The organism is Methylobacterium durans (assembly GCF_003173715.1).
Classification (GTDB): domain Bacteria; phylum Pseudomonadota; class Alphaproteobacteria; order Rhizobiales; family Beijerinckiaceae; genus Methylobacterium; species Methylobacterium durans.
This window is the reverse complement of the sequence record NZ_CP029550.1, coordinates 6738043-6752565: the sequence shown is the minus strand read 5'-3', so window position 1 is coordinate 6752565 and position 14523 is coordinate 6738043. Positions and strand designations below refer to the sequence as shown.

Genomic DNA, 14523 nt, shown 5'->3' with positions numbered 1-14523 from the left:
CACCATGCCCATTGCGCTCGCCCTCTCGCCCCATCTCGACGATGCCGCCTTCTCCTGCGGCGGCACGCTGGCGATGCTGGCTGAAGGCGGCTGGCAGGTCGTCATGGCGACCCTGTTCACGGGCAGCGTGCCCGAGCCGCAGGGCTTCGCGCTCGCCTGCCAGCTCGACAAGGGTCTGCCGGCGGAGGTCGATTACATGGCGCTTCGCCGCGACGAGGACCGGGCGGCGGCGGCGGCCCTCGGCATCGCCGCGCCGACCCACCTGCCGTTCCGGGAGGCGCCGCACCGCGGCTACGGCTCGGCACCCGAGCTGTTCGAGGAGACGCGGGACGACGATGCCATCGTCCCGGATCTCGCTCGGGCCCTGGCCGATCTCGTCGCGGCCGTGCGGCCCGATCTTCTCCTGAGCCCTCAGGCGATCGGTGGCCATGTCGATCACGTCCAGATGGTCCGGGCGCTCGACGCCGTCGGATCGAGGCTGCCGGTCCTGTGGTGGCGCGACTTCCCCTACACGGTGCGCAAAGCCGCCCCGAAGGAGCCGCTGCGCGCCCGCTTCACGGATCTCGGGGAGCGGGAGATCCGGCTGACGCCGGCGGCCGAGGTCCGCAAGGCGGCCGCCTGCGCGGCCTACGGGACGCAGATCGGCTTCCAGTTCGGCGGGCGCGAGGGCCTGTCCCGCCGGCTCTCCGAGGAGGGTGGGGTCGAGCGCTTCCGCGTCTCCGGCACCCTGCCGGCGGGCGTCCCGGGGCACGATGGCGACTGAACCCGACGCGCCGAAGAGCCTCGCCGATCCGGCGATCCTCGCCGCGCGGCGCGCCCTCGTCGGATCGCCCCATCTCGCGCCCCTGCGGGATCTGGCCCGCACCATCGCGGCGGAGCGGCAGGCGCCGGTGCCCGATCCCGACCCACTCGACGGCGGCATCGGCGCGCGGCTGCTGCTGCTCCTCGAGACGCCGGGCCCGGCGATCTTCCGAACCGGCTTCGTCTCCCGCGACAACGCGACGGGGACCTCCGCCAACCTGTTCCGCTTCCTCCGTGAGGCCGGCATCGCGCGCCGGGACACCCTGATCTGGAACGCGGTGCCCTGGGTGATCCACGCGGAGGGCGCCCTGAACCGGGCACCGCGCCGGGTGGAAGCGAAGGCGGCGGCCGCCTATCTGGCGCCGCTCCTCGACCTGTTGCCGCACCTCGCCGTGGCGGTCCTGGCCGGGCGCTTCGCCGGCGAGGCGCGGCCGGCGATCGCGGCGCTCCGGCCGGATCTGCCCGTCGTCGCCATCCCGCATCCGAGCCCGACCTACGTCTGCACATCGCCGAGCGTGGCCGAACGCATCCGCACGGGCCTGTCCGAAGCCGCGGCTCACCTCGCGGGCCTGCGCTTCATGCAACGGTGATCCGCGCCGCACCGCCGAATCACCGGGTCCGGCCGGGACGAGACCGCCGGATCGGAGCCGCCTCGCTGGCCTTTGCCCGCCATTGCCCCTAAATGCCTCGCCAACGGACCGCGGTCCGGCACAGGCTCGGGGAATGATCCACCGCCCGCTTTTCCCGGGCGGCGCACCCGGCGGAGGCGAACGCCGAATTCATGAATTTTGTCGGACAGCATCAGAAGGCGCTCGACGACGCCGAGGCGATCGAGGCCGATCGGACGGCGGAAGCCGCCGGCGTGCCGCAGGTCGCCCGGTCCTCGGGGATGCGGAGCCGCTACGCCTGGATCGGCACCGCCGCGAGCGTGATCCTGTTCGCGGTGTCGATCGGCGTCCTGTGGAAGCTCGTCCAGACCGTCACGTGGTCGGAGCTGCACGCGGCCTTCACGGCGGCGACTTCGAAGCAGCTCGGCCTCGCCTTCCTGTTCGTCTGCGTGAGCTACCTGTTCCTCACCGGCTACGACGCGCTGGCGCTGCGCCAGCTCAAGGTGAAGGTCCGTTACCGCATCACGGCGCTCGCCTCGTTCACGAGCTACGCGGTGAGCTTCACCCTAGGCTTCCCGCTCTTCACGGCGGGAACGATCCGCTACTGGATCTACTCCCGGGAAGGGCTGTCAGCCCCGAAGATCGCCGCGCTCACAGTGATCGCGGGCTTCACCTTCTGGCTCGGCATGGGCGTCGTGCTGGGCCTCAGCCTCATCGTCGAGGCGGGCCAGCTCGCGGGACTGACCTTCACGTCGATCCGGCTGAACCAGGGGGTCGGCCTCGCCGCCCTCGTCGCGGTGCTCGGCTATCTCGCCTGGGTCTCGCTCAAGCGGCGCAGCGTGAAGGTGAAGGGCTGGCGGCTGGAACTGCCCGGCGCCTCGGTCTCCTTCAGCCAGATGCTCGTCGGCATCGGCGACGTCTGCGCCGCCGCGGCCGTGCTCTACGTGCTGCTGCCGCCGGGCCTGACGATCGGCTTCACCACATTCCTCGCCGTCTACGTGCTCGCCGCCATGCTCGGCATCGCGAGCCACGCGCCGGGCGGCCTCGGGGTGTTCGAGGCGACGATCCTTCTCGCCCTGTCCAGCCTGCCGCGGGACCAGGTGCTCGGCTCGCTGCTGCTGTTCCGGGTCTGCTACTACCTCGTGCCCTTCATCCTCGCCCTCGCGATGCTCGGGGCCTACGAGATCTTCAAGCGGGCGCAGCAGGTGCGCCGCGGCGCCGATCCGGACGGGCGGCCGTGACGCCTCCTGCCCGTCGCTGAGGGCGCCTCTCTCGATGGTCGCGATCCGCTGATGGAAGAGGGCGCACGCCGGGCCGCCTGGACGGGGGCGAGCGTGGCGGCAGCCTTCCTGCTCGCCGTCGCCTGGCTCGACGGAAGCCTCGATCTCGCCCTCGTTGCCGCTTCCCTCGCCGCCGCCGGCCTCGGAGGGGCGATCGGCGGACGCCAACGTGTCCCCGTCGCCGCGCCGCTGGAGGCCGCGAGCCCGGCCCGCCACGCCATCGCCGAGGCGCTGCTCGCCAACATCCCCGATCCCGTCATCCTGATCGATCGCCGCTCCGTCGTCATCGAGGCAAACCCCGCCGCCCGAGCACTCTTCCCGAACCTGAAGCTGCGCCACCCGCTCTCCTTCGCCCTGCGGGCGCCGGAGATCCTCGACGGCATCGAGGCGGTCCTGCGGACCGGCCAGCCCCTGAAGACCGGCTACGCCACACGCGTGCCGACCGAGCGAAGCTTCGAGGTGCAGATCGGCGCCCTGCCGATGCCGCAGGCGGGGGGTCAGCCGAACGTGGTGCTGTTCCTGCGCGACCTCACCTCGGCCCAGCGGCTTGAGGCGATGCGGGTCGATTTCGTGGCCAATGCCAGCCACGAGCTGCGGACACCGCTCGCCTCGCTCCTCGGCTTCATCGAGACGCTGCAGGGCCCCGCCCGCAACGACGTCGCTGCGCGCGAGCGCTTCCTCGCCATCATGCGCACGCAGGCGCAGCGGATGACGCGGCTCATCGACGATCTGCTCTCCCTGTCGCGGATCGAGTTGCGCGAGCACGTCGCGCCGACCGAGACGGTCGATCTCGGGCAGATCGCCCGCCAGATGGTGGACGCGCAGGGCCCGCTCGCGGCGGAGCGCGGCGTTTCCGTGACGCTGCGGGCGGAGGAGGGGGATTATCCCGTCCTCGGCAGCCGCGACGAGCTTCTGCGCGTGGTGGAGAACCTGATCGAGAACGCGGTGAAGTATGGCGGCGCCCACGTGACGGTCTCGCTTGCCCGCGACCCGCTCGGGCGGCTCGGCGAGCCCGAGATCGAACTCGCCGTCACGAATGATGGTGCCGGCATCGCGCCCGAGCACATCCCCCGCCTCACCGAGCGGTTCTACCGGGTCGACGTGACGTCGAGCCGCCAGCAGGGCGGGACGGGCCTCGGCCTCGCGATCGTCAAGCACACCCTGAACCGCCACCGCGGGCGGTTGACGATCGAGAGCGAGATCGGTCGCGGAACCGTCGTTCGCGTCCGGTTGCCCGAGCGGGAGCCGGGCAGGACAGGGGCCGCCTCCTGAGCCGTCTCGCCCCGGGCGTCCCAGGAGCCCGAACGATCGGGCGGTGAAGGCCTGCCGCGACGGGGGCCCGCCAGGCGCCCTGCCGACGGCGGCCGCAGCTTGGCGGGCGGCCGCAGCTTGGCGGGCGGCCGCAGCTTGGCGGCGCATGTCCGGGCATGCGACCGAGCGGCCCTTGACCTTCCCATCATGGGAAGCCCCACATGGGGTGCATGGATGAACAGGCCCGATCCGCTCCCATGTCCGATGCCCCGTTTCGCACCCTGAGCTTTCCTGTCTCCGGCCTGTCCTGCGCGTCCTGCGTCGGCCGCGTCGAGCGGGCACTCGCCGCGCTTCGCGGCGCCCGCGACGTGTCCGTGAATCTCGCGAACGGCCGCGCGAGCCTCGTTCTCGGAGCGTCGTCATCGCCGGGCGAGGTCGCGAAGGCCGTGGCGGCGTCTGGCTACGCGATCCCCGAGGCGGAGACGGTGCTGCAGGTCGAGGGACTTTCCTGCGCGTCCTGCGTCACCCGCGTCGAGGCCGCTCTGGCCGCGGTGCCGGGCGTCTCCGCGGCGAGCGTCAACCTCGCGACCGCCGAGGCGCGGGTGCGCAACCCCGACGGTCTCGTCGCGATCGACGAGCTGATCGCCGCGGTAGAGGCCGCCGGCTACAGGGCGCGGGCGGACGGCGCCGCTCTCGCGCCGGCAGACCGCAATGCCGCGGAGGCGCAACGGCTTCGGCGCGACCTCACCGTCGCGGCCCTGCTTTCGCTCCCGATCGTCGTCATCGACATGGGTGGCCATCTCGTGCCCGGCTTCCACCACGCGATGCTCGGCCTCGCCGGGGCGCAGGCGCCGGCCTTCCTGCAGGCTGCACTCGCGACGCTGGTGCTTGCGGGCCCCGGGCGGCGCTTCTTCGCCCTCGGCGTGCCGGGGTTGCTGCGCGGACACCCGGACATGAACGCCCTCGTCGCGCTGGGCGCCGGCGCGGCCTACTTCTACTCCCTCGCCTCGACCCTCGTGCCCGGCTGGCTCCCGGCGGACAGCGCGCATCTCTACTTCGAGGCTGCCGTCCTCATCGTCACCCTGATCCTGCTCGGGCGCTTCCTCGAAGCGCGCGCCAAGGGCCGCACGGGCGCTGCCATCGCCCGCCTCGTCGGGCTGGCGCCGAAGACCGCCCACGTCATCCGCGACGGCGCGGAGACCGAAATCGGCCTCGACGGCCTCCGGGTCGGCGACATCGTCCGGGTGCGGCCCGGCGAGCGGGTCGCGGCCGATGGCACCGTCGTGTCGGGGGCGAGCTACGTCGATGAGAGCATGGTCACGGGCGAGCCCGTGCCCGTCCGAAAGGAAGCGGGCGCCGCGACGGTCGGCGGCACGCTCAACGGCCAGGGCGGGTTCGATCTCAGGGTCGAGCGGGTCGGCGCCGACACGGTGCTCGCGCAGATCGTCAGGATGGTCCAGGCGGCGCAGGGCGCCAAGCTTCCGATCCAGGCGCTGGTCGACCGGGTGACCGGCCGCTTCGTGCCGGCCGTGATGGCGATCGCCGTCGCCACTTTCCTGGTCTGGCTCGCCCTCGGCCCCGCGCCGGCGCTCGGCCCCGCCCTCGTCAACGCCATCGCGGTGCTGATCATCGCCTGCCCCTGCGCGATGGGTCTCGCGACGCCGACCTCGATCATGGTCGGAACCGGACGCGCGGCCGAGCGCGGGGTGCTGTTCCGCAATGGCGCCGCCCTGCAGGCCCTGCGCGGCGTCCGCGTCGTCGCCCTGGACAAGACGGGCACGCTGACCGAGGGGCGCCCGCGTCTGACCGATCTGATCTGTGTGCCGGGCGCCGCCGAGGCCGAGGTGCTGGCCCTCGCGGCGAGCGTCGAGGCGCGCTCGGAACACCCGATCGCCGGGGCGGTCGCCGCGGCCGCGCGCGAGCGGGGGCTCGCCCTCGGCGCGGTGGAGGACTTCGAGGCCGTGCCCGGCTACGGCGTCACGGGCCGCGTCGGTGGCCGTCCCGTCGCGATCGGCGCCCGCCGCTACATGGAGCGCCTCGGGGTTGGCACGGAGGCGCTGGCCGCGGAGGCGCAACGCCTTGCCGCCGCCGGACGCTCTCCGCTCTACGCGGCGATCGACGGACGGCTCGCGGCCCTCGTCGCGGTGGCCGACCCGATCAAGGCGGGCGCTATCGACGCGGTGGCGGCTTTGCGCGCGCGCGGGCTCGCCGTGGCAATGGTGACGGGGGACGACCGGGCGACCGCCGAGGGCGTCGCCCGCACCCTCGGCATCGCCGAGGTCGCGGCCGAGGTGCTGCCGGCGGGCAAGGTCGAGGCGGTGCGCGCCTACCGCTCCGCGCACGGCCCCGTGGCCTTCGTCGGAGACGGCATCAACGACGCGCCCGCCCTTGCCGAGGCCGATGTCGGCATCGCGATCGGCAGCGGCACGGACATCGCGGTCGAGAGCGCGGACGTGGTTCTGATGTCGGGCGCCCTCGACGGCCTCGTCACGGCGCTCGACCTGTCGCGGGCGGTGATGCGCAACATCCGCCAGAACCTGTTCTGGGCGTTTGCCTACAATGCCGCCCTGATCCCGGTGGCGGCGGGTGCGCTGACGCTGTTTGGCGGACCCGCCCTCTCGCCGGTGCTCGCGGCCGGGGCGATGGCCCTGTCGAGCGTCTTCGTCGTCGGCAATGCCCTGCGCCTGCGCCGGGCCGGCGGCCGCCCCGCGGCGAAGGAGCGGGATGGCGGGACTCTGGTGGAGCGGCCGGCATGAGCGTGCGGGCGCCGGAGCGGGTCACGATCGGGGAGGCGGCGCGGCTGAGCGGCGTCTCGGCCAAGATGATCCGCTACTACGAGTCGATCGGCCTGCTGCCGGCGCCGGTCCGAGCGGAGAGCGGCTACCGGACCTACGGTCCCGCCGACCTGCACAGCCTTCGCTTCGTGCGCCGGGCCCGCGACCTCGGCTTCTCGATGGACGCGATCGGCGATCTGCTCGCCCTGTGGCGGGACCGGACCCGGTCGAGCGCGCAGGTGAAGGCCATCGCCCTCGACCATGTCGCGGCGCTCCGGCGCCGGATCGCGGAGCTCGAAGGCATGGCCGGGACGCTCGCGGACCTCGCGGAGCGCTGCTGCGGCGACGACAGGCCCGATTGCCCGATCCTCGACGACCTCGCGGAGCGAACGCCCGAGAGGGTCCCGGCGCCGCACCGCGCCTGACCGTTGACCCCGGGGTTGGCCTCCTGTTTGCTGGTGGCAAGTCCGGCGAGCCCGGCGAGAGGGCTTGGCCGGCCGGACGATCCGCCTCACCCTCCGCTCTGACAGACCTTTCGAGAGCCATGCCCCTCGTCGACCGCATCGGCGCCTTCGCGGACGAGATCACCGCGTGGCGCCACGACCTGCACGCCCATCCGGAGCTGCTCTACGACGTCGAGCGGACGGCGGGCTTCGTGGCCGAGAAGCTGACCGGTTTCGGATGCGATGCCGTCGTCACCGGCATCGGCCGCACCGGCGTCGTCGGCGTCATCCGCGGGCGCGGCGCCGCCTCGAACCGGGCGATCGGCCTGCGGGCCGACATGGACGCCCTGCCGATCCAGGAGGTGCGGGACCTGCCCTACCGCTCGGTCGTGCCGGGCAGGATGCACGCCTGCGGGCATGACGGGCACACGGCGATGCTGCTCGGCGCCGCCCGCTACCTCGCCGAGACCCGAAGCTTCGACGGAACCGCCGTGATAATCTTCCAGCCCGCCGAGGAGGGCGGCGGCGGCGGCGAGGCGATGGTGCATGACGGGCTGATGGAGCGCTTCGGCATCGAGGCGGTCTACGGCCTGCACAACATCCCGAACCTGCCGGTCGGGCGGTTCGCGATCCGCCCCGGCCCGATCATGGCCTCGACCGACCGCTTCACCATCACGATCCGCGGCCGCGGCGGCCACGCCGCCCTGCCGCAGCACGCGGTCGACAGCGTGCTGGTGGCGAGCCACGTCATCGTCGCCCTGCAATCGATCGCCGCCCGCTCGGTCGATCCGCTGCACTCGGCCGTGGTCTCGGTCTGCGCACTCGAAGCCGGCGAGGCGTTCAACGTGCTGCCCGACTGCGTCACCCTGAGGGGCACCCTGCGCGCCCTCTCGCAAGAGGTGCGGGACACGATCAAGGACAGGGTGCGGGAGATCGTCCGAAACGTCTCGGCGGCCTTCGGCGCCGCGGGCGAGATCGATTTCAGCGGCAGCTATCCGGTGACGGAGAACCACCCGGCCGAGACCCGGTTCATGGCCGACGTCGCGGCGCAGATCGTGGGCGAGGCGCAGGTCGACCGGGCCGTCGCGCCGCTGATGGCGGCCGAGGATTTCTCCTACATGCTCGAGCACCGGCCCGGCGCCTACATCTTCATGGGCAACGGGCCGAGCGCGGGGCTGCACCACCCCGAATACGATTTCTGCGACGAAGCCGCCCCCTACGGCGCCTCGCTCTGGGCCCGGCTCATCGAGACGGGGCTGCCGCTGACGAGATGAGGGCGCCCCCCGTCAGCGTCCGTAGCGGCTCTTGAGCAGCCCGTAGACGAGCCGCGCCGTCTGCACCTCGCCGCCCTCGGGTCGGCCCGGCTTCGTGGACGGATTCCACCCGTAGAGGTCGAAATGCACGTGCGCCCGCGTCTTCGGCGCGAAGCGGCGCAGGAACAGGGCCGCCGTGATCGCGCCCGCGAAGGGACCGCCCGAGACGTTGTTGAGATCGGCGACCTTCGAGTCGAGGAGGCTCGCGTAGGGCGCGTGGAGCGGCAGGCGCCAGACTGGATCGGCCGCCTCCGCTCCCGCCTCCGCGACGGCGCGGGCGAGGTCGTCGTCCTCCGTGAAGAAGGCCGGCAGGTCCGGCCCGAGCGCCACCCGCGCCGCGCCGGTCAGGGTCGCGAAGTCGATCAGGAGCTCCGGCTCCTCCGCGTCTGCGAGGGCGAGCGCGTCCGCGAGGATCAGGCGCCCTTCCGCGTCGGTGTTGCCGATCTCGACCTTGAGACCCGCGCGGCTCGCCAGCACGTCGCCGGGCCGGAAGGCCGCGCCCGAGACCGCGTTCTCGACGGCGGGGATGACGAGGCGCAGCCGCAGGTTCAGCCCGCCCCCCATCACCATGTCGGCGACGGCGAGCGCGGCGGCGGCCCCGCCCATGTCCTTCTTCATCAGGAGCATGCCGGCGGAGGGCTTGATGTCGAGGCCGCCCGTGTCGAAGGCCACGCCCTTGCCGACGAGGGTGACGCGCGGCGCGTCCGGCGCCCCCCAGGTCAGGTCGATCAGCCGGGGTGCCCGCACGGAGGCCGCGCCGACCGCGTGCACGAGCGGAAAGTCGCGCGCCAGCGGCTCGCCTGCGATGATCGCGATCAACGCGCCGTGGTGCCGCGAGAGATCGCGCGCGGCCGTTTCGATCTCGGCCGGACCGAGATCGTTCGCCGGTGTGTTGACGAGGTCGCGGCCCATCGCGACGGCGGCCGCGATCCGCTCGATCTCCGCAGAATCGACGCCGTCCGGCGCGACGAGACGCGGCCGCTCGCCCTTCGCCTCCCGGTAGCGCCCGAAACGGTAGCTGCCGAGAAGCCACGCGAGCGCCGCCTCGGCCGGATCGATTCCCGCCGGCTCGAAACGGTAGCTGCCCGGCGGCAGCAGGGACGGAAGCTTGCCGGCGGCGAGCCGGTCGCGGGCCGGGCCCTCGGCGTCGCCGAGCCCGAACAGGATCCGGGCGAGAGACCCGTCGTCGCCTGGCAGCATCGCCAGACGCCCGACCTTGGGCGCGAAGTCGGTGGCCTTGAGGAAGGCTCTCTGAAACGGCGATAGGGTGGCTTCGACCTCGGGCCAAAGGGCTGATCCGACACAGCAAATCGGGATGCCGGCGCCGCCGGCGGGCAGGAGTTCGTGCGAGGATGGGATCGTCGTCATGCGCGGGGAATGCGGCCCAAGCCTTAACCGGAGATTAGGGTTAACGGTCTATCACCCGGAGGGCGGGCGCGTGAAGCGCGGCCGTCAGCCTGTCCGGAGCGTAGCATGACCACGGCGCGATCGACTGCAGGAGAGGTCTCGGCAGTGACGGGCGGGCCGGCGGGCCCGACGCGTCGGATGCCGCTCGCCGCAGCCATCCTCGTCGGCCTCCTGGCAGCCGGCTGCCAGGCGAGATCGCCGGAGACCACAGGCTCCATCGGCGGGGGCCTCTCCAGCCTCGGCCTCGGCGCGAGCCCACGGGCGGAGCGGACGATCTCCCGCCGCGAGGTCGAGGCGCTCGGCGAATCCTACGCCTCGAGCCCCAACGATCTCGGCAACGCCATGCGCTATGCACAGGCGCTGCGCGCCGTCGGTCAGCGCACGCAGGCCGTCGCGGTCCTGCAGCAGGCGGCGCTGCGCAATCCGAAGAACGTCGCGGTGCTGGCCGCCTACGGCAAGACACTCGCCGAAGTCGGGCGCTTCGAGGAGGCGGCCGAGGTCCTGCAGAACGCTCATACGCCGGCCCAGCCCGATTGGCGGGTCCTCTCCGCGCAGGGCTCCGTCGCCGACCAGCTCGGCGACCATGCCCGGGCACAATCCTTCTACGAGGCCGCTCTGAAGATCCGCCCGAACGAGCCGGCCGTGCTGTCGAATCTCGGGCTCTCCTACGCGCTCTCGCGTCAGCTCGATCGGGCTGAGACGGCCCTCCGGCTCGCGGCCGAGCAGCCCGGAGCCGACGCCCGCGTGCGTCAGAATCTCGCTCTCGTGCTCGGCCTGAAAGGCCGCATCCCCGATGCGGAGGCCGCGATGCGCCGCGATCTCACCCCGGACGAGGCGGCGTCCAATGCGCAGGCTCTGCGCACCCTCGTGGCGCCGCCCGGCGCGAAGGCGGCGCAGGTCGCCCGCAAGCCCGCCACGCGGGGCTGAAGCGGCCGCATGACGCGTCGGGCTGGCGGACTGACAGCGCTCCGGAGGCCCCCCGACGCCGAGAACGTCGAGCGCGGGCTCCCTCCTCTTCGCGCGAAGGACCGGGTGACGGATCGAGGTCCGGCCCGAGCGGATGCCGGGCATCATCCCACGTCCGGACACCGCGTATCCCCTCGGTCAGAAAGCTCGCCTTGAGCGCCGGCGCGTGTGGCGTCGGCTGCATGGGGCCCCGCGTCACCGTCTCAGCGAAACACCTGGATCAGCGCCGGCGTCAGGATCACGACGAACAGCACCGGCAGGAAGAACAGGATCATCGGCACGGTGAGCTTCGGGGGAAGGGCGGCCGCCTTCTTCTCCGCCTCGTTCATCCGCTGGTCGCGGCTCTCCTGGGAGAGGACGCGCAGCGCCTGACCCACCGGCGTGCCGTAGCGCTCGGCCTGGATCAGGGCGGTGCAGATCGATTTCACCGCCTCGATCCCGACGCGGGCAGCGAGGTTCTCGTAAGCCGAGCGCCTGTCCGGCAGGTAGGAGAGCTCGGCCGTCATCAGCGCGAGTTCCTCGGCGAGCACCACCGATTGCGCCGCGATCTCCGTGCTGACGCGCCGGAAGGCGTTCTCGACCGCCATGCCGGATTCCACGCAGATCAGGGTAAGGTCGAGGGCGTCGGGCCAGGCGAGACGGATCTCCGCCTGGCGCTTCTTGGCCTTGTTCATCAGGTAGAGTTCGGGCGCCTTCATGCCGAGAAGGGCGGCCAGGATGACGATGCCGAGTTGCACGAGGACAGGCTGGTCGAGAACTTCCAGAACGAACAGGTAGAAGGCCGTCCCGAGACCCAGCGCGATCGGAGTCACGAGGCGGAAGAACAGGAAGCCCGTCTCGGCTCCGACACCGCGGTAGCCGGCCATCATCAGCTTGCGCTTGGCGCTCTCCGTGCCGAGCCAGCGATGCAGGTCGAACTGCTCAACGACCCGCTTCATGTAGGCTTTGGGCTCGACCCGCAGGGTCGCCTTCGTCGAGAGCCTCTCCCGCTCGCGCTTGCGCATCAGCTCGCGCTCGTCGCTGACGAGTTTCATCCGCTTCGCCAGGACGTCCGGCTCCAGGAACGGCTGGAGCACGGCGAAGGCGGTGGCGGCCACCGCGACGCCGGTGAGGGCCACCCCGATGAAGCGGGGATCCGTCAGCTTGCCGACGATGTTCTCGACCATGTCCGGCCCTTTCCCCGCGGCCTCGTTTTCCTCGGCGCCGAGGCGCGCACCGGCTGACGTCAGAAGTCGAAGTGGATCATCTTCTTCATGGTGAAGACGCCCATCGACATCCACAGGGCGCAGCCGCCGAGCGCCATCTTGCCGATATCCGTCGTCCAGAGGAGCGAGATGTAGTCGGGGCTCGTGATGTAGGTGATGCCGGCGACGAGGAACGGCAGGCAGGCGATGATGCCGCCGGACGCCTTCGCCTCGGTGCTCATGGCCTGAACCTTCGCCGCCATCTTGCGGCGCTCGCGCAGCACCCGCGACAGGTTGGTCAGGGCCTCCGAGAGGTTGCCGCCCGATTGCTGCTGGATGTTGATCACGATGGCGAAGAAGTTCACCTCGGGAACCGGCACGCGGTCGAAGAGCCGCGATACCGATTCACTGAGCGAGAGGCCCATCGTCTGCGCCTCGATGATCTGCTTGAACTCTCCGCGCACCGGCTCCTCGGATTCTCGCGAGACGATGCGGAAACAGTCATTGACCGGGATGCCGGTCTTGATGCCGCGCACCACCACGTCGACGGCGTTGGGCAGCTCCAGGATGAATTTGTTGATGCGCCGTTTGCGCAGGTACTTGAGGAGCCAGAGTGGCAGCCCGATGCCGCCCGCGAACGCGGCGCCGAGGCCTGCGATCGGGTTCTCGGTCATCGTCAGGAGCGCGAAGCCGAGGACGAGGCCCAGCAACGCCGAGACCAGGTAATATGTCCGCTTGGACCAGGTCAGGCCCGCCCGGGCGATCTTCAACTCGAGCGTCACCTTGGTGCCGCGGCTCTTTGCCTCGATGTCGTTGAGGGTCTTGGCGACCTGCTCGCGGCGGTTGACGGCAACGCCTCGGGACGCCGAGGCCGAGACCGAGGCGCTGACCGCCTTCAGGCGCTGAGCGGCCCGGCGCTCGGTGCTGAACAACGGCAGGATGACCGCGTAGGCGACGGCGCCCGCAGCGAGCGCGGCGAGTCCGGCGGCGACCGGAAGATTGACGGCACTCATCAGGTCGCGGGTCCGGCCTGCTCCGCCGCGGCGTCGAGAGCGGCCGCCAGAGCGCGCTCCTCGCCGTAATAGCGGGCCCGATCCCAGAATTTCGGACGGCCGACCCCGGTCGAGCGGTGCCGCCCGATCAGCTTGCCGTTCGCGTCCTCGCCGAGGATCTCATAGAGGAAGAGGTCCTGCGTCGTGATGACCTCGCCTTCCATCCCGAGCACCTCGGTGATGTGGGTGATGCGACGGGAACCGTCGCGCAGGCGGGTGGCCTGGACGATGATGTCGACCGAGCCGCAGATCATCTCGCGCAACGTTCGCGAGGGCAGCGTGAATCCGCCCATCGTGATCATCGACTCGATGCGCGAGAGGCACTCGCGCGGGGAGTTGGCGTGCAGCGTCCCCATCGAGCCGTCATGACCCGTGTTCATGGCCTGGAGGAGGTCGAACGCCTCCGGTCCGCGCACCTCGCCGACGATGATCCGCTCCGGCCGCATGCGCAGGCAATTCTTGACGAGGTCGCGCATCGTGATCTGGCCCTGGCCCTCCATGTTCGCGGGCCGCGTCTCCAGGCGCACGACATGGGGCTGCTGCAATTGCAGCTCCGCCGCGTCCTCGCAGGTGATCACGCGCTCGTCGTGCTCGATGAAGGCGGTGAGGCAGTTCAGCAGCGTCGTCTTGCCGGAGCCGGTGCCGCCCGAGATCACGATGTTGCAGCGGACCTTGCCGATGATCTTCAGGATCTGGGCACCTTCGGGCGAGATCGCACCGAAGCGCACGAGCTGGTCGAGGGTGAGCTTGTCCTTCTTGAACTTGCGGATCGTGAGCGCCGGCCCGTCGATCGAGAGCGGGGGGGCGATCACGTTGACGCGCGAGCCGTCGGGCAGGCGCGCGTCGCAGATGGGGGAGGCCTCGTCCACGCGCCGGCCGACCTGGCTCACGATGCGCTGGCAGATGTTCATCAGTTGCTGGTTGTCGCGGAAGCGGACGTTCGTCTGCTGGATCTTGCCGCTGACCTCGATGAAGGTCCGGTTCGCGCCGTTGACCATGATGTCGGCGATGTCGTCGCGGGCGAGCAGCGGCTCCAGCGGCCCGTAACCGAGGACGTCGTTGCAGATGTCGTCGAGCAGTTCCTCCTGCTCGGCGATCGACAGGACGATGTTCTTGAGCCCGATGATCTCCGAGACGATGTCGCGGATCTCCTCGCGGGCCGTCTCCGTGTCGAGGCGGGCGAGCTGAGCGAGGTCGATCGCCTCGATCAGCGCGCCGAAGATCATGCTCTTCGTGCGGTAATAATCCTCGGAGCGCGTCGTCTCGGCGGGCGGCGGCGGTGGCGGATCGGCCCGGCGCGGCGCTGCGGGCTCCGAGACCTGGAGCGGGGCCACCTTGGTCTGCGGCAGCGCGGCGGCCGGCGCAGCAGCGGCGCTGTGCCGTCTACCGAACATGGGACACGTTCCCGTCTGCGCTGGAGGCGTTCCGGCTCATGGGGCGGCCC

12 protein-coding genes are annotated in these 14523 nt (G+C 71.4%); 8 read left to right on the top strand and 4 right to left on the bottom strand.

The features are described 5' to 3' along the window. Positions 1 to 4 precede the first annotated feature (4 nt). The 7 genes from DK389_RS31730 to DK389_RS31700 all read left to right on the top strand — a co-directional run bounded on the left by DK389_RS31730 (position 5) and on the right by DK389_RS31700 (position 8431). Positions 5 to 763, top strand: coding sequence for a PIG-L deacetylase family protein (locus DK389_RS31730; RefSeq protein WP_109886651.1), 759 nt, complete (start codon positions 5 to 7; stop codon positions 761 to 763). Beyond that, entirely contained in the window at positions 753 to 1391 is a 639-nt protein-coding gene (locus DK389_RS31725; RefSeq protein ID WP_109895826.1) for a uracil-DNA glycosylase, read from the top strand. The genes DK389_RS31730 and DK389_RS31725 overlap by 11 nt, the downstream gene beginning before the upstream one ends. A gap of 191 nt (positions 1392 to 1582) precedes the next feature. After that, positions 1583 to 2650, top strand: a complete 1068-nt coding sequence (locus DK389_RS31720; RefSeq protein WP_109895824.1) for a lysylphosphatidylglycerol synthase domain-containing protein — start codon at positions 1583 to 1585, stop codon at positions 2648 to 2650. A gap of 51 nt (positions 2651 to 2701) precedes the next feature. Continuing rightward, positions 2702 to 3961: an ATP-binding protein gene (locus tag DK389_RS31715; protein ID WP_109895822.1), complete on the top strand. Its 1260-nt coding sequence runs from the start codon at positions 2702 to 2704 to the stop codon at positions 3959 to 3961. 236 nt (positions 3962 to 4197) lie between these two features. Beyond that, positions 4198 to 6696 (top strand): heavy metal translocating P-type ATPase, encoded by a 2499-nt coding sequence (locus DK389_RS31710; RefSeq protein ID WP_109895820.1) that lies wholly within the window; start codon positions 4198 to 4200, stop codon positions 6694 to 6696. Positions 6697 to 6698: 2 nt separating this feature from the next. Further along, positions 6699 to 7139: a Cu(I)-responsive transcriptional regulator gene (cueR, locus tag DK389_RS31705; protein ID WP_109897002.1), complete on the top strand. Its 441-nt coding sequence runs from the start codon at positions 6699 to 6701 to the stop codon at positions 7137 to 7139. Positions 7140 to 7258: 119 nt separating this feature from the next. Further along, positions 7259 to 8431, top strand: coding sequence for a M20 aminoacylase family protein (locus tag DK389_RS31700; protein ID WP_109895818.1), 1173 nt, complete (start codon positions 7259 to 7261; stop codon positions 8429 to 8431). A 12-nt stretch (positions 8432 to 8443) separates the two neighbouring features. Here the strand turns inward: DK389_RS31700 and DK389_RS31695 are convergent, their stop codons facing one another. Then, entirely contained in the window at positions 8444 to 9838 is a 1395-nt protein-coding gene (locus tag DK389_RS31695) for a leucyl aminopeptidase family protein (protein ID WP_109895816.1), read from the bottom strand. A gap of 105 nt (positions 9839 to 9943) precedes the next feature. Between DK389_RS31695 and DK389_RS31690 the strand changes: the two genes are divergently transcribed. After that, entirely contained in the window at positions 9944 to 10804 is an 861-nt protein-coding gene (locus tag DK389_RS31690; RefSeq protein WP_418291988.1) for a tetratricopeptide repeat protein, read from the top strand. 242 nt (positions 10805 to 11046) lie between these two features. On the opposite strand, the gene DK389_RS31685 is transcribed toward DK389_RS31690, so the two are convergent. The 3 genes from DK389_RS31685 to DK389_RS31675 are packed head-to-tail and all read right to left on the bottom strand — an operon-like array spanning position 11047 to position 14473. After that, complete coding sequence (locus DK389_RS31685; RefSeq protein WP_109895814.1) at positions 11047 to 12009, bottom strand: type II secretion system F family protein; 963 nt, start codon at positions 12007 to 12009, stop codon at positions 11047 to 11049. Positions 12010 to 12068: 59 nt separating this feature from the next. Next, positions 12069 to 13040, bottom strand: a complete 972-nt coding sequence (locus DK389_RS31680) for a type II secretion system F family protein (RefSeq protein WP_109895812.1) — start codon at positions 13038 to 13040, stop codon at positions 12069 to 12071. After that, complete coding sequence (locus tag DK389_RS31675; protein ID WP_109895810.1) at positions 13040 to 14473, bottom strand: CpaF family protein; 1434 nt, start codon at positions 14471 to 14473, stop codon at positions 13040 to 13042. The genes DK389_RS31680 and DK389_RS31675 overlap by 1 nt, the downstream gene beginning before the upstream one ends. Positions 14474 to 14523 lie beyond the last annotated feature (50 nt).